This window comes from Ancylobacter dichloromethanicus (assembly GCF_018390645.1).
Taxonomy (GTDB): domain Bacteria; phylum Pseudomonadota; class Alphaproteobacteria; order Rhizobiales; family Xanthobacteraceae; genus Ancylobacter; species Ancylobacter dichloromethanicus.
Genome location: NZ_JAHBGC010000047.1, coordinates 45,813 through 61,269 on the forward strand (window position 1 = coordinate 45,813; position 15,457 = coordinate 61,269).

The following is a 15,457-nucleotide window of genomic DNA, read 5'->3' on the forward strand; positions in this document are numbered from 1 at the left end:
ACCGATGACCATCCTTTCCCCCTCGGTGGCCTTGACGGTCATATTGCTGGCCATACTGGCCCTGTCGGCGTCAAGCCTTTCCCTCGCCTTCACATCCCATATGCGGGTCGATGGGGGTATGCCCGCGGAAGCCACCGTGGGTGTGGCCGTTCTTTGTTCGGCCTCTGCTTTTCTGATGACGACCGACGATGCGACCTCCTGGTGTCCCCTCGGATTGATGGCCATCCTTGCCGGGCACCAGCTATTCAGGAACCCTCAACCCCGCCCAACCTTGCACCGGCTCGCGATCTGGTCATCAGCCGCCCTGTTTCTAGTCTATCTGACCTACTCATTGGAGACGGCCCGGCTTCACGGATCGTTTTGACGTGGTGATCCGGGGTGAAAACGCCTCGGAAAATGGAAGACGGGCATCTTCCGATGTCGTCGCCCGTCGAAGCTGGAAAAGTGCAGGGGAGGGCTGCGAGCCACAAGGCCGGTCGCTCTTCAATCCGCGCAAGGGCACCGGAAATGGGCTGAAGCGCTCCGCAACTGCCCGGTCCGCCGGAACCCTTCCTCGGCGCCGGAGCCATACCGGTCGCGGCCGCGCTTCCCGCCCCGGGGACGCCGGCACGGGGCGGGCGGTATGTGGGAGCGCGGCGGAGGGTGGACGAAACGCTGGCCCGCTCCGCGACGATCCACTAGCGTTCGAACCCAAAACAAGGTTCGATATCCGTGGAAACGCCTGACCTGCCCGCCTTGCGGTCCTACCATTCGTGGATCGCCAATGAGACGCTGGAAGACTATTCGCTGCGGTACACGGCGCGCTCGTTCCGCCGCTGGTCGCCCTTCGTCATCGCTAACACGGCGCTGGGCGGCATATCCTTCCTCGCCCTGGAGACGATCGGCGGGTCGATTACCCTGAATTACGGCTTCGTGAATGCCGGGCTGGCGATCCTTGTCGTTGCGCTGTTCATCTTCGTCACGAGCTTTCCGATCGCCTATTATTCCAGCAAATACGGCATCGATCTCGATCTGCTGACCCGCGGCGCGGGCTTCGGCTATATCGGCTCGACGATCACGTCGCTGATCTATGCAAGCTTCACTTTCATCTTCTTCGCGCTCGAGGGCGCGATCATGGCCCAGGCGTTGAAGCTCTATGCCGATGTGCCGCTGGTGCTTGGCTATATCGTCTCCTCACTGGTGATCATCCCGCTGACGATCATGGGTATTACCATGATCTCACGGCTGCAGATGGTGACGCAGCCGCTCTGGCTGGGGATGATGATCCTGCCGTTCATCCTGATCGCCGTGAAGGCGCCACAGGACATCGCCGCCTGGACGCATTTCGCCGGCCTCGAGACCGGTTCGCGCGGCTTCGATGCCCTGGCCTTCGGTGCCGCCGTCAGCATGATGTGCTCATTGGTGGTGCAGATCGGCGAACAGGCCGACTATCTGCGTTTCCTGCCGGAGAAGACGGCGTCCAACCGTGTCGCCTGGTGGAGCGCCGTGGTGATGGCGGGTCCGGGCTGGATTGTGGTCGGCGGACTGAAAATCCTCGCCGGCGGGCTTCTGGCGGTTCTTGTCCTGGCGAATGGGTTGCCACGGCAGTCGGCGCTGGAGCCGATCCACATGTATATTGCCGCCTACAGCCATGTGTTTGACAGCCCATCACTCGTATTTTTTTGCGCAACCCTGTTCGTGCTGATTTCGCAGATCAAGATAAATGTCACCAACGCCTATGCCGGCTCGCTCGCCTGGTCAAATTTCTTCTCGCGCGTGACGCATTACCACCCGGGGCGGGTAGTCTGGCTGGTGTTCAACATCCTCATTTCGCTGCTGCTGATGCTTCTGGGCATATTCGACACGCTGGAGGTAGTGCTGGCGGTGTATTCGAACATCGCCATGGCCTGGGTGGGCGCGATCGTCGCCGATCTCTTGGTGTTGAAGCCCCTCAAGGTCAGCCCCAGCTTCATCGAATTCAAGCGGGCGCATCTGCGCGACATCAATCCGGTCGGCTGCGGTGGCATGGCCTTCGGCTCCCTCATCTCGCTGATCGCCTTCACCGGTGTGTTCGGACCGGCGGTGCAGGCCTATGCCGCGCCGCTTTCCTTCGTGCTCGCCTTCCTCGCCGCCATCCTGATCGGCTTCGCCACCCGTGGCCGCTACTACCTCGCCCGCACGCCGGTCCATCCCAGCCTGAGCCGGGAGGCCGGGCCGATCCTGCGCTGCGAGATTTGCGATCACGACTATGAGCGGGACGACATGGCCTATTGCAGCTTCTACGAGCGCCCCATCTGCTCGCTGTGCTGCAGTCTTGACGCCCACTGCCACGACGCCTGCAAGAAATCCCATCATGATCTGGAGACCTCGCGCTCGCGTTATTTCGGCAGCGGCTTCACGCGGCGCATCGCGCCCCACATGCCGCAACGCCTGCTGAAGGTCAGCGGGGTGCTGGTGGCGCTGTCGGTGGTGACCGGCGCGCTGTTCCTGCTCACCTATCGGCTCATCGATCCGGGGGAGGACGTCCCCCATCTCGACAATGGCGCGTTGTTGCTGAGGATATTCCTGGCCCTCCTGCCACTTCTGGCGATCAGCGCCTGGTGGATCGTCCTGTCCAATGAGAGCCGCGAACTCGCCGAGCGCAATCTGGTCGGCTCGCTGGAGAAGCTCTACGAGACACGCGAGGAGCTGACGCGCAGCGAGCGCCTCGCCGCGCTCGGCCAACTCACCGCGACCGTCAGCCATGAACTGCGCAATCCACTCGGCACGCTCGCCACTTCGGTCGCGGTGCTGCAGCGGGCCGGCGGAATGGCCGGCGAAAGGGAGCGCAGCGAACTCGACCGCATTCAGCGCAATGTGCGTCGCTGCGTGCGCATTATTGACGACCTGCTGGAATTCTCGCGGCGCCCCAACGTCACCATGGTGCCACTGGCGCTCGATGCCTGGATCGTGGAGCAGGTGGCGGATCTGCGGGCGCTTTCCCCGGTCGGGCTGGAACTGGAACTGCACTGCGACCGGATGATCGAGGCCGATGGCGAGCGGCTGCGGCAGGTGCTGGTCAACCTGGTGCAGAACGCGATGCAGGCGGTCCTCGAACGCCCGGCCGGCGCCGCGCCGGGGTGGGTCGCGATCACCACCGGCTGCGAGGGCGAGAACGTGCGCCTTACCGTGGCCGACAATGGCGTCGGGATGAGCGAGGAGGCGAGCCAACGGCTGTTCGAACCCTTGTTCAGCACCAAGCCCTTCGGCCTCGGTCTCGGCCTCGCCCTGGTCCAGCGTCTGGTCGAGCGCCATGGCGGGCGCGTCTGCGTCACTTCCAGCCTCGGCGAGGGTACCCGGGTCGACATTCTCCTGCCCGCCGCCAATACGGGGTCCCATCATGTGGCGTGACGAGCGGCGGCGCGTCCTCATCGTGGACGACGACCACGACTTCGCGGCGAGCCTCGCCCTGCTGCTGGAACTGGAAGGCTATGACGTGGTGGTCGCCCATGACGGGGCAGGCGCGCGGGACGTGGTGGCGGCCGTGGCCGTGGCGCTGGTCGACATTCGCCTCGGCCACGAGGACGGTGTGGCCCTCGCCATCGAGCTAGGGCGGCTCCGGCCGGACCTGCTCACGGTAATGGTCACCGGCTATGCGTCGGTGCAGACCGCCATCAAGGCGCTGCAAGCCGGCATCTACGATTATGTCTGCAAGCCATTCGAGCCCGCCGATCTGCTGGCGACGCTCGGCAGGTGCTTCGACCGCCATCGGCTGGCTGGCGACCGGGCGCAGGCGGAGGAGTTGCTGCGCCGCAGCCGTCGCATGGAGGCCGTCGGGCGTCTGTCCGCCGGTATCGCCCACGACTTCAACAATCTGCTCACCGTGGTGGGCGGAAATCTCAAGCTGCTGCAGGAGGAGTTGTCGCGGGGCGCGGAGGGTGATCCGGCCGTCATGCGCGAATTGGTGGCTGACGCGCTGGGGGCGGTCGAGGAAGGGATCGCCGCCAACAGGCGCCTGCTCGCCGTAGGTCGGGCCCAGCCGCTGCTTCCGCGCGTGCTGGACCTCGGCCAGGTGGTCGAGCAGGTGGTGGACAGGGCGCGCCACGCCATCAGCGCGGCGGTCGCTCTGGAATTGCACCGGCCGCCGGTGCCCTGCCTCGCCGTCGCCGATCCGCGCCAGCTCGAGGCGAGCCTGCTGAATCTGGTCCTCAACGCCCGCGACGCGGTGACGAGCGCCGGCACGGTACGGATTGCCCTCGACACCTGCGAACTGCCTCCGGGCTCCCCGCTTTTCCTCGGAGACATGCCGCCAGGACCCTATGCGCGCATCGTCGTCGAGGATGACGGCTGTGGAATGGCGACGGATATTGCCGAGCACGCATTGCAGCCGTTTTTCTCCACCAAGCCGGCGGAGAGCGGCAGTGGCCTCGGCCTGCCTACCGCCTATGGATTCGCACGTCAGTCCGGCGGCAACCTGCTCATAGAGAGCGAAGCCGGCGTCGGAACGCGCGTCACGCTTCTACTGCCGGCGCTGCCGCCGAACCCCTGACAGGGCGGCGTTTCGGGTCAATGCTGCGCCGGGGGCGGCGTGAAGACATAGCCCTCGCCACGGACGGTCTTTATGACCTGATGGCCAGTTCCATCGTCCAGCTTGCGCCGCAGCTTGCCGACCAGAACGTCGATACTGCGGTCGAATGGCGCCCATTGCCGGTTCGCGACCAGATCGAGCATCTGGTCGCGGGAGAGTACCCGGCCGGGCCGTTCGGCGAGCGCCAGCAGGAGGCGGAATTCGTGGCTGGTGAGGGTCACGCGGCTGGTGTCCGGGCGTATCAGTTCGCGGCGATCGAGGTCGAGCCGCCACGCCCCGAACCGAAGGCGGTTGTCGGGCGGCTCTGCCGGCGCGCGGCTCAGGCCCCGGGCACGCCTGAGCAAGGCCCGGATGCGCGCCAGCAATTCGCGCGGCTCGAACGGCTTGGTCACATAGTCGTCGGCACCGAGTTCAAGGCAGACGATCTTGTCGACCGTCTCGCACTTGGCGGACAGCACGAGAAGCGGCATGTGCCAGTTCGCGCGCACCGTGCGCGCCAGCGACAGCCCGTCCTCGCCGCGGGGAAACGTCAGGTCGAGGATGATCAGGTCGAAAGGGGTGACGGCGAGGGCGTCGCGCATGCTGGAGCCGTCCAGCGCGAACTCCGCGGAGAAACCTTCCCGCGCGAGGAATTTGGTGACGAAACCGCACATCCGGCGGTCGTCATCCACCATCAGGATGCGCGGCATGCGCACCGTTTCACCCATTCTACCGCCCCGTGCATTCGCGCTACGAGACGACCGCTTGCGTCGCCTGAAGCCCATAATAGCCGGTCGCCGTGCCCAAAGGGCAGCCGCAGGGGGAGAATTACAAAACTTTACATTTGCCGGCCCTGGCACGGGAAAGGCGCTTACACAGGCCCCCTAGCTTCCTCGCGCAGGGTGCGGGCATGGCGGCTTTCGATCGCCTGCCTTCAGGAACGGCATGAAAGCCGCGGCACCCTCACAGGAGGAAGCTCATGGCCAAGACCGTCTTCAAGATCGATCTCAACAAGGCGCCTGAAGATCAGGACGTCAGGACCCATAACCGCTGGCATCCCGACATCCCCATGGTCGAGATGTTCAAGCCCGGCGACGAGTTCCGGGTCGAGTGCTACGACTGGACCGGCGGTCAGATCGGCAACAATGACAGCGCCAACGACGTGCGCGACGTCGACCTGACAAAGGTACACTATCTCAGCGGCCCGTTCGGGGTCGAGGGCGCCGAGCCGGGCGACCTAATGGTTGTCGACATTCTCGACATCGGATCGCTTGAGGGCTCGGAGTGGGGCTTCAACGGCCTGTTCGACAAGCAGAACGGCGGTGGTTTCCTCACCGAGCACTATCCGGAGGCGGCGAAGACCTGCTGGGACTTCCACGGCATCTACACCACTTCGCGCCATATCCCGAAGGTGCGCTATCCCGGCCTGGTGCATCCCGGCCTGATCGGCTGCCTGCCCGACCACAAGCTGCTGGCGGAGGCCAACCGGCGCGAGGCGGCGTTGGTCGCCACCGATCCCAATCGCGTGCCCCCGCTCGCCGCCCTGCCTTATTCGGACACGGCGCTGATGGGCCAGATGCATGGCGCCGCCCGCGACCAGGCGGCGTCGGAAGGCTGGCGCACCGTGCCGCCGCGTGAGCATGGCGGCAATTGCGACATCAAGAATCTTTCCCGCGGCGCCCGCTGCTACTTCCCGGTCTATGTGAAGGGTGGCGGCCTCTCCATGGGCGACATCCATTTCTCGCAGGGCGACGGTGAAATCACCTTCTGCGGCGCCATCGAGATGGCCGGCTGGATCGACATCGGCGTGAGCCTCATCAAGGGGGGCATGGCCAAGTACGGGGTCATCAATCCGATCTTCAAGCCGAGCCCGATCGAGCCGCATTTCGACGACTACCTTATCTTCGAAGGTATCTCGGTCGACGAGCACACGGGCGAGCAGTACTATCTCGACGCCCATGTCGCCTATCGCCGGGCCTGCCTCAACGCCATCGAATACCTGAAGAAGTTCGGCTATTCGGGCGAGCAGGCCTATTCGATTCTCGGCACCGCGCCGATCGAGGGGCGCATTTCGGGCATTGTCGACATACCGAATGTCTGCGCGACGGTGGCGATCCCGACCAAGATCTTCGAATTCGACATCAATCCGAACTCCACCGGCCCCACCCGGCAGGTGTCGGGCGTCGATGTCGCCCGCGCGAGCTGAATCCTTTCCGGCAATCGGACGCCCCGGCTGGTTGGTCCGGCCGGGGCCGAGGAGATCGACCATGCTGCTCGGACTTGGCCTGCTCTATGTCGGCGCGGTGCTCGTGCTCAACGGCCTCTGGCTGCTGGGCAAGATCGAGGATCGTGAAATCATCGTTGTAAACGTCGTAGCCGGTCTGGTGACGCTCGCCATCTCAGTGTTCTGGGCGTTCAACCCGAAGGCGGATTCGGGTTCCATCAAGGGCGCGGCGCTGACCTTGCTGTTCACCTCCACCTATTTCTGGGTGGCGTATAATCGGGTGACCAAGGTCGATGGGCGCGGGCTGGGCTGGTTCAGCCTGTTCGTCGCCATCACCGTCGCGCCGGTCGCCATCCAGTCCTTGCGCGGGGCGGACAGTTCCATCGCCGTCTGGATGGGCTGGAACTGGGTGGGATGGGGCCTGCTGTGGTTCTGCTACTTCCTGCTGCTGACGATGAAACAGCCCATACTTCGCTTTACCGGAGCCTTTACGGTGCTAATCGGCATCGTCACCGGCTGGGTGCCGGGTGTGTCGCTGCTGCAGGGCTGGCTGCACCCCTGACCTTCCGGATGGCCCACGGGCCATCCGTTTTCCCTCATGGAGCGAGAAGATGCCCCTCTACACCTATTCCTGCGAGGCGTGCGGCCCGTTCGAGGGCTGGAATAGCATGAGCGAGGCCGATCAGTCGGCCTGCTGCCCGGAATGCGCCGCCAACGCGCCGCGCGAGATGGCTATGCCGCGCCTCAGTACCATGAACGGAACGCTGCGCCGGGCGTTGGCCCGCTCCGAGGGCACCGCCTCGGAGCCGAAAGTCGTGTCGCGCGAGCACCTTGCCGGCTGCGGATGTTCGCTCTGCGGCTCCCGCGCGAACAAGCCGGCGCCGATCGAACGGCGCTGGTCGCTGGGGCACTGAAGGTGGCCGGAGCGACGTCGTTACCCTCTCGTCGGCTCCGCGCCAAATCGGCTTGGGATGGGCCCGCGGTGCCTCGGTCAAATAGGCTTCGTGGAGCTTCCCCCATGTGAAGTGTCATGGCCAAGCTCGCGGCACGCGGCCTCATCGGGGCTGCGTGGCCTGCCGTGTCGGCGATCCCGGCCAGAACCGCGTGTGGCTCACCATTAACGTGCCCGTCGCCAGGCGCTTGAGATTGTGGTCGTCTGCCGGGAACAAAGGCTATGGCCTTTGTTGTGCCGCCATGGCTGCAATGCTCTCGAACGCCGCCGCCTGTCGTTCGAGAGCGAGGGGGCGCGGGCAGCCACCTCCTCCCTATCGTTTGCGCTGAATTCCCGTGCCCGGAAGCCGCCGGTGCCTGTTCCCGGCCGGTTGCCATTCCCGCAGAAAGTGCCAGTTTCGGTGAGAGGACGCCGTGGCTCAAACGACCCGGCGAGCCGCGCGCGGTTCGTTCTCGCGAACTGCCGGGGCCTGCTTGTACGGCTCGGCTTCGGAGACATCGAGGGATTCATGGGGCGCGCGGACATCGAGAGCGGGACAACAGGGGAAGGGCGAGACGGAGAGCGGCCATCTGTCCGGCCCCATAGCGACGGGCCCACCGTGTCGGCGTTCCTGGAGGCGCGATACGCTGACCGCGACGGCGACCCCGCCGGGCCGGCTTTTCGTCCCGCGTGGCGTGAACGCCTGCGCGAACTCTACGACGGCACGGACAGGCGCGCGACGCGCTTCCAGTGGGCGGTCGCCAGCATCGATCTCGTCATCGTCGGCTTCTTCATCCTCAGCCCCGTGCTTCAGGAATGGCGGGGCTTCCTCTGGGTCGATTATGCCGTCGCCTTTCTGCTGGCAGCCGACCTTTCGGCTCGGGCGGCGGCAGCCACCAACATCGGACGCTGGTTCCGACGGCCGGTGGTCTGGGTTGATCTGGTTGTCCTCACCACGCTCCTTGCGCCGCTTTGGCTGGTGAATCTCGGTTTCCTGCGAATCCTTCGCCTCTGGTCACTGTCGCAGAAGGATCTCTTCTGGCGGGCACTTCGCCGTCGCGGCCATCAGGAATGGGAGGATGTCGGCCGCGCCGGAATCAACCTCCTCACCTGCCTCTTTGTCATCACCGGTTTCGTCTACACCGTCTTTGCCGGGCCGGGCTCCGGTACGGAGGGCTGGGTCGATGCGCTTTATTTCACCGTTGCCACGATCACCACGACGGGGTTTGGCGACATCACGCTTCCGGGGACGGCGGGCAAGCTGACCTCGATCGTCACGATGATTGTCGGAATCTCGCTCTTCGTCCGGCTCGCCCAGGCCCTGTTCCGCCCCTACAAGGTGTCGTTCCGCTGTCCGCGCTGCGCCTTGCTGCGTCACGAGCCGGACGCCGTGCATTGCAAGGCCTGCGGCCACCTTCTCACCATACCCGACGCCGGCGGGGGATGACGGGCCCGGCCACCGAAGCGGGGTCCGCATGATTTCCATCCTCGATATCTCCGCGCTCCTTCTCGTCCTCTCGGCGCTGTTCGGGTGGCTGAACCATCGTTTTCTGCGGCTGCCGCATGCGACGGGCCTCCTGGTGATGGGACTGCTGGCCTCGCTCATCCTGGTCGGCGTCGAGGCGATGTTCCCCAACGAGCTGCTCTACGAGGAACTGGCCGGCGCGCTGCGCCGGATCGACTTCACCGAGGTCGTCATGGACGGGATGCTGGCCTTCCTGCTGTTTGCCGGCGCCATCAATCTCAACGTCCGCCTGCTACGCAACCGTGCCTGGCAGATCGCATTCCTCGCCCTGATCGGCACCGTGATCTCGACCGTGATCGTGGGTACCTTGTTCTGGTGTGTCGCCAGCCTTGCCGGGCAGGCGATACCCCTCGCCTGGGCGCTCGTCTTTGGGGCGCTTATCAGCCCGACCGATCCGGTTGCCGTGCTCAACGTCCTGAAGAACGTGAACGTGCCGGGCGAAGTGCAGATCGAGATGCAGGGGGAGGCGCTCTTCAACGACGGCATCGGCGTCGTCCTGTTCACGCTGCTGCTCGGCTTTGCCACGGGAGTGGGCGGCCAGGCGTTTAGCGCCACCTCGGCTCTGGAACACCTCGTTGTCGAGGCCGGCGGCGGCGTCATGCTCGGGCTGTGCGCGGGTTACGGCGCCTATCGCGCCATGCGGGCGATCGACGATTTCTCGGTCGAGGTCCTGATCACCCTGGCGCTGGTGGCGGGCACCTATGCCGTGGCCCAGAAACTTGGCCTCAGCGGCCCGCTGGCCGTTGTCTCCGCCGGCATCGTGGTGGGCGATCTTGCGCCCCGCAACGCCATGAGCGAGCACACGGAGGGCTATGTCACCTCCCTCTGGACGCTCATCGACGAGGTGCTGAACTCGGTACTGTTTCTGCTGATCGGGCTGGAGGTCATCATCCTGCGCTTCGAGCCGAAGGTGCTGGCCCTGGCTGTCGTCGCCATTCCGGTCGCCCTGGTCGCGCGGCTCGTCGCGGTCTCGACCCCGGTACTGATGTTCCGCTGGACCGGCACGCTTTCCAGCCGGAACGTCCCGTTCCTGACCTGGGCCGGGGTGCGCGGGGGCATCTCGGTCGCCCTCGCCCTGTCCCTGCCGGATGACCCGGCCAAGTCGCTCGTGCTGGCGGCCACCTATGCCGTCGTCCTGTTCACGATCGTGGTCCAGGGGCTTACGCTTGGCGCGGTGGCGCGGCGAACCTGGCCCGGTCTCGGCACGCCTTGAGCGGGAGCCGGAACCCATGCGCCCTACTTCCGATTTTGCGCTCACCGCTGCGGCAACGTGTAGGCAATAATGTAATCGCCGGCCTTCGTGCCGATGGAGCCGTGCCCGCCGGCCACCTGCACCACGAACTGGCGTCCGCCCGCCTCGTAGCTCATCGGTGTCGCTTGGCCGCCGGCCGGCAGGCGCAGCTCCCAGAGTTGCGCGCCGGTGGCGACGTCATAGGCACGGATATAGTCGTCAATGCTGGCGGCGAGGAAGGCGACGCCCGAGGCCGTGAGCATGGGTCCGCCGATGCCGGGAACGCCCATCGGGATCGGCGGCAGTGGCACCGGGCCGGCGTCGCGGATGGTGCCGTTCTTGTGCATCCAGACCTTCTTGCCGGTGCGCAGGTCGGCACCCGCCACATAGCCCCAGGGCGGGGCCTGGCACGGCAAGCCGAGCGGCGAGACGAACGGGCCCATGCGCACGCCATATTCGCCGCCGGCATTCACGTTAAGCCCCGCCTCTCCGGCATTCACCTGCTCGTCGGCGTCGATCTGGTCGGAAGGCACGAGCTGGGAGGTGAAGGCGAGATAGGTCGGCATGCCGAACATCACCTGCCGCACCGGATCGACCGCCACTGAGCCCCAGTTGAAGGTGCCGAAATTGCCGGGATAGACCAGCGTGCCTTCGAGCGAGGGCGGTGTGTAGCGACCTTCATAGCGCAGTTGGCGGAACTTGATCCGGCAGACGAGCTGGTCGAGCAGGCTCGCGCCCCACATGTCGGCCTCGCGCAGCGGCGCGGGGCTGAAGCTGAGCGCGGAGACGGGCTGCGTCGGCGCTGTCCAGTCGCCTTCGATGGCGCCGCCCGGCGCGGGTATCCCCCGCACGGGGAGGATCGGGTCGCCACTGCGCCGGTCGAGCACATAGATATCGCCCTGCTTGGTGGCCTGCACCAGCGCCGGGATGGTGCCTGCGTCGGTGGCCAGGTCGACCAGCACCGGCTGCGCCGGTACGTCCATGTCCCACAAATCGTGATGAACCGTCTGGAACACCCAGCGCACGGCACCGCTGGCGATGTCCAGCGCCACCACCGAGGAGGAGAAGCGCTCCACCGCCGGGCTACGATTCATGCCCAGCTGGTCCGGCGTGGCGTTGCCGAGCGGGATGTAGACGAGACCGAGGGAGGGGTCGGCGCTGAACACCGACCAGCTGTTGGGCGAATTGGCGGTGTACGTCTCGTCCGGGCCGAGCGGCGTGGTGCGGTCCGGATTGCCGGAATCCCAGGCCCAGATGAGCTCGCCGGTCATCGCATCATAGGCACGGATGACGCCGGACGGTGATTCGACGGCATAATTGTCGTTCACCGAGCCGCCAATGATGACGAGGTTGTTCGTTACGGTCGGCGGCGAGGTGGAGTAGTAGAAGCCGCTCTTCTGGTTGGGCATGTTCGCCCAGAGATTCACCGTGCCGTTGTCGCCAAAGCCCGCGCACGTCTCGCCGGTGAGCGCGTCGAGTGCGATCAGGCGGGCATCCGAGGTCGGCAGAAAGACACGGGCGGTGCAGGTGGGAGAATCGGCGAGATCGGTCTCAACCACGCGCGCATCGCGATAATAGGAGACCCCGCGGCAGGTCTGGTGCTGTCGATGCGGGTCGAGACCGTCTTTCGAATTAAATCGCCAGCGCTCCTCGCCGGTTTCGGCGTCGAGGGCGATGGCGACGTGGTGCGGCGTGCAGAGGTAGAGCAGCGAACCGATCTTGAGCGGGGTGACCTGATAGGTCGTCTCGGCGACATCCTCGGGCCCCCTTATGTCGCCGGTGCGGTAGGTCCACGCCACCTCCATCTCGCCGACATTTTCCGGCGTCACCTGCGCCAGCGGCGTGTAGCGCTGGCCGGCGAGCGTGCGGCCGTACTCCCGCCATTCCCCGGCCGGGACGTCACCGGTGGGAGGCGTCGCGCCGCTCGCATCAGCCTGCAGGCGGCCCTCAATGGCGTGCGGGTCGCGCAGCAGCGCCACGCCGGCGACGCCGAGGCAGGCCACCAAGATGGCGGCGAGGGCGAGGCGGTTGCCATCCCAGCGGCGCGGGGCGCCGAGCGCCCAGGGTGTCAGCAGCCACACGCCCAGCAGCACCACCAGCCCGCCCCGCGCGCCGAGCGGCCACCAGTCTAGCCCCACCTCCCACAGCGCCCAGGCCAGCGTGCCGGCGAGCAGTGCAGCGTAGAGCAGCCGTGCCATCGGGTTCCGCAAGGCGACCAGCACCGCACAGACGAAAAGGCCGAGGCCCAGCGCGGCGTAGAACCAGCTGCCGCCGAGCGCGACGAGCCAGAGGCCACCGCCGGTGAGGGCCAGCCCGAGAAGAGCGAAGAGGAGGGCGGTGGCAATCCGCATCAGCCTGCCTTTCCATGTGCGAGTGTGGAAGGCGTGCGAGGCTCCGGTCGCAAGCAAAGGCAAGCTGAAGCCGAACTCACTCTGTGCCGTGTCGCGCAGATGCCTCCGGGGTGTCGAAACGCCAACGCCCGGGCGCGCCACCTGTTCCGCCCAGGATCGACGGATATCCTGCCCAACGCACACCTCGGTTCGAGGCAGCGCCTCGTGTTTCCGGCGTGGGGCCGATAGCGGCGCCACCCCAGTGGGACTCGACGGCGCTGCAGGCGATCCGGTCACTGGCATTTCGGGCCGTCCGGCCGGTGTAGACATCCGGGCCGGAGGGACGATGAGCGCCGAGTCGTCATCGCCGAACAGCGTTCCTGTCCCGGATTCGAGGGAGCGCTGGTGATCAAGCAGAACTTGTTCTGCGCCGATCGATGAAGCAGAACTTCGCCATGCTGGATTATCCCTCCCTTGCCGCAGTCGCCGCCGTCGTGCGCGAAGGAACGTTCGAGCGCGCGGCCGCTGCGCTGGCGATCACGCCATCGGCTGTCTCACAAAGGGTACGCGGGCTCGAGGAACGGCTCGGCGCGATCCTCATCGTCCGCGGCCAGCCGTGCGAGCCGACCGAACTCGGCCGCAGTCTCTGCGCTCATCTCGATCGCGTGCGCCTGCTGGAGCATGATCTGGCACCCGCGCTCGGCACCCTCGCCGCCGGAACGAGTGAGAGGCTGACGCTGCCCGTGGCGGTCAATGCCGATAGCCTTGCGACCTGGTTTCCGGCCGCTGCCGCGGCCTTCGCGCAGGTGGCGGACGTGTCGCTGGACCTCGCGCTGGACGATGAGGCGCACACCGCCAGACGGCTTCGTTCCGGCGAGGTGCTGGCCGTGGTGACCGCCGAGCGCGAGCCGGTCCAGGGGTGCCGCACGACCCCGCTGGGCGCGCTGCGCTATGCGGCCTGCGCGAGCCCGGAATTTGCCGGGCGCCATTTCTCGCGCGGCGTCACCACGGAAGCGCTGGAGCAGGCGCCCTGTTTGCGCTTCGACCGGCGCGACTTTCTGCAGGCACGCTGGGCAAGGGCGGTGCTTGACGTGGAACTGGCCGGCCCGGTCCATTGGGTGCCCTCCACCCACGGATTTCTCGACATGACACTCGTCGGGCTCGGCTGGGGCATGCATCCTTGCGTGATGGTGGAAGATCACATCGCCGCCGGCCGCCTGGTCGAGCTGGCGCCGGCGCACCGGGTGGACGTCCCGCTCTACTGGACCGTGACCCGTCTGCATGCCGCCGCGCTGGGCCAACTGACCCAGGCCGTGCGTGCCGCGGCCGGCGCGGTCCTGGTGAGGGGCGGTTAGTGGCAGCGTCCGGGGGAGAGAGGTCGGCGGAATTTGCGCCGCTCAGAGCCAACGGGGATCGGATGCGAGGTGCCGGCGATCGGCGGGTGCACCGCTGCCATCGAAGAGCGGGCTGTCTGTCGCGAAAGCGCCCTCCCGCGCCTGGCTGTAGGCGGCGAAGGCGGGCACGAGATGGTAGAGCACCCGCAGCGGTATCTCGTCGCCCATCGGTCGTCCATTGCTGTCGGTCTCGTTGATCCAGAGCCCGGTCGACGGATCGAGATGGCGTTCGAAGAGCAGCCGCGCCGTTCTGTCGGCGAGGCGCTGCGCTTCGGCGGCGCCAGCCCCGCCGGCCATCTCCGTTGCGAGCGAGGCCCGGAGCAGCTCCGTCAATGGCCACAGTGGGCGACGCTCGCCGATCGGCCTGCCTGCGCCGTCTATGGCGTTCGGCAGCGGCCCTCCAAGCCCTGCCGTGCCGATCGCGGCGGCGGCGATGCCGAACCGGTACAGCCGGTCGCCGAGGTCTGCTGCGCGGACCGCACCCGCTGTCCGGCCGTGGCGATGGAGCAGCCAGGCCCATTCGAACTGATGGCCGATCTCGCATCCCGCGCGCGCCGCGTCGGCGACCGGGTGCCAGTCGGGCCCGTACCATTCCGCGATGCTGCCATCCGCCGCAATGAGCCGGTGCTCGACGAGATCGACGATGGCCGCGCCGCGACGCTCCCACCCCGTGCCTGGCCGCAGTCGCGCCAGGATCTGGAACGCCTCGAACAGGTGCATGTGCGGGAACTGGCGGCGCAGCGACCCCGCCACGCCAGGGTCGTGGTAGCCGCCATCGGGATGGGTGAGCCGCCCGTCGAGATCGGCGGCGATCCCCTCGGCAAGCGCGAACGTGCCGTCACCGCCGAAGGCGCCGGCATGGCCCGCCAGCGCCAGCAGCACGAAGGCGAGATCGTAGAGGTCGGCCTCGGCGGCGGGCGGGCCGCCATCGCTTCGCGGCAGATGGGCGAATCGCCCGTCTTCCCGCCGGCAGGCATCGAGCAGGAAGGCGAGGCCGTGCCCTGCCGCCTCCCGGCAGCCGGCGCCTTCCGTCAGCGCATGGCCGAGGCTGAAGGTGTAGACGAGCCGCGCGGTCACCAGGGTGGAGCGTGGCTGCGCGGGGAGGGAGAGGCCGTCTTGACGCACCGCCTCGACATAGCCCGGCCGGCGGTCGGCGCGCGCGCGTGCAACCCAGAGCGGCAGGAAGCGGTTGGTGAGCCAGGTCGACAAGGGGGCGGGGAGCGCGCGCGCCGGCGTGGCGGGGGCGCGATCGGGCAGGGCGGTCGGGTTCATGCGGGAATGTGTGCTTTCCGAGGCG

General features: G+C 66.8%; 12 protein-coding genes. 9 read left to right on the forward strand and 3 right to left on the reverse strand.

Annotated features, from left to right (window positions below; translation table 11 throughout):
• Positions 1-4 precede the first annotated feature (4 nt).
• From KHC23_RS19735 to KHC23_RS19745, 3 genes are all read left to right on the forward strand, one after another.
• Positions 5-364, forward strand: a complete 360-nt coding sequence (locus KHC23_RS19735; RefSeq protein ID WP_213375023.1) for a hypothetical protein — start codon at positions 5-7, stop codon at positions 362-364.
• A gap of 347 nt (positions 365-711) precedes the next feature.
• Positions 712-3,369, forward strand: coding sequence for an ATP-binding protein (locus KHC23_RS19740; protein WP_213375025.1), 2,658 nt, complete (start codon positions 712-714; stop codon positions 3,367-3,369).
• Positions 3,359-4,507 (forward strand): response regulator, encoded by a 1,149-nt coding sequence (locus KHC23_RS19745; protein ID WP_213375026.1) that lies wholly within the window; start codon positions 3,359-3,361, stop codon positions 4,505-4,507. The genes KHC23_RS19740 and KHC23_RS19745 overlap by 11 nt, the downstream gene beginning before the upstream one ends.
• Positions 4,508-4,524: 17 nt before the next feature.
• Here KHC23_RS19745 and KHC23_RS19750 read toward each other — a convergent pair whose 3' ends face one another.
• Positions 4,525-5,253: a winged helix-turn-helix domain-containing protein gene (locus KHC23_RS19750; protein ID WP_213375027.1), complete on the reverse strand. Its 729-nt coding sequence runs from the start codon at positions 5,251-5,253 to the stop codon at positions 4,525-4,527.
• A gap of 251 nt (positions 5,254-5,504) precedes the next feature.
• Between KHC23_RS19750 and fmdA the strand changes: the two genes are divergently transcribed.
• From fmdA to KHC23_RS19775, 5 genes are all read left to right on the forward strand, one after another.
• A complete protein-coding gene (gene fmdA, locus KHC23_RS19755; RefSeq protein ID WP_213375028.1) occupies positions 5,505-6,731 on the forward strand; it encodes a formamidase in 1,227 nt (408 codons plus the stop codon).
• Positions 6,732-6,792: 61 nt separating this feature from the next.
• The gene (locus KHC23_RS19760; RefSeq protein ID WP_213375029.1) at positions 6,793-7,311 is read left to right on the forward strand and encodes an AmiS/UreI family transporter; all 519 of its coding nucleotides are present in this window, start codon (positions 6,793-6,795) and stop codon (positions 7,309-7,311) included.
• Between the two features lie 49 nt (positions 7,312-7,360).
• Positions 7,361-7,663, forward strand: a complete 303-nt coding sequence (locus KHC23_RS19765) for an FmdB family zinc ribbon protein (RefSeq protein ID WP_213375030.1) — start codon at positions 7,361-7,363, stop codon at positions 7,661-7,663.
• Positions 7,664-8,299: 636 nt separating this feature from the next.
• A complete protein-coding gene (locus KHC23_RS19770; protein WP_271188656.1) occupies positions 8,300-9,127 on the forward strand; it encodes a potassium channel family protein in 828 nt (275 codons plus the stop codon).
• A 28-nt stretch (positions 9,128-9,155) separates the two neighbouring features.
• Complete coding sequence (locus tag KHC23_RS19775) at positions 9,156-10,418, forward strand: cation:proton antiporter (RefSeq protein ID WP_213375032.1); 1,263 nt, start codon at positions 9,156-9,158, stop codon at positions 10,416-10,418.
• A 41-nt stretch (positions 10,419-10,459) separates the two neighbouring features.
• Here KHC23_RS19775 and KHC23_RS19780 read toward each other — a convergent pair whose 3' ends face one another.
• Positions 10,460-12,787 (reverse strand): membrane-bound PQQ-dependent dehydrogenase, glucose/quinate/shikimate family, encoded by a 2,328-nt coding sequence (locus KHC23_RS19780; protein ID WP_373878515.1) that lies wholly within the window; start codon positions 12,785-12,787, stop codon positions 10,460-10,462.
• A 434-nt stretch (positions 12,788-13,221) separates the two neighbouring features.
• Between KHC23_RS19780 and KHC23_RS19785 the strand changes: the two genes are divergently transcribed.
• A complete protein-coding gene (locus KHC23_RS19785) occupies positions 13,222-14,121 on the forward strand; it encodes a LysR family transcriptional regulator ArgP (protein WP_213375077.1) in 900 nt (299 codons plus the stop codon).
• Between the two features lie 42 nt (positions 14,122-14,163).
• Here the strand turns inward: KHC23_RS19785 and KHC23_RS19790 are convergent, their stop codons facing one another.
• Entirely contained in the window at positions 14,164-15,432 is a 1,269-nt protein-coding gene (locus KHC23_RS19790; protein ID WP_213375033.1) for an AGE family epimerase/isomerase, read from the reverse strand.
• Positions 15,433-15,457 lie beyond the last annotated feature (25 nt).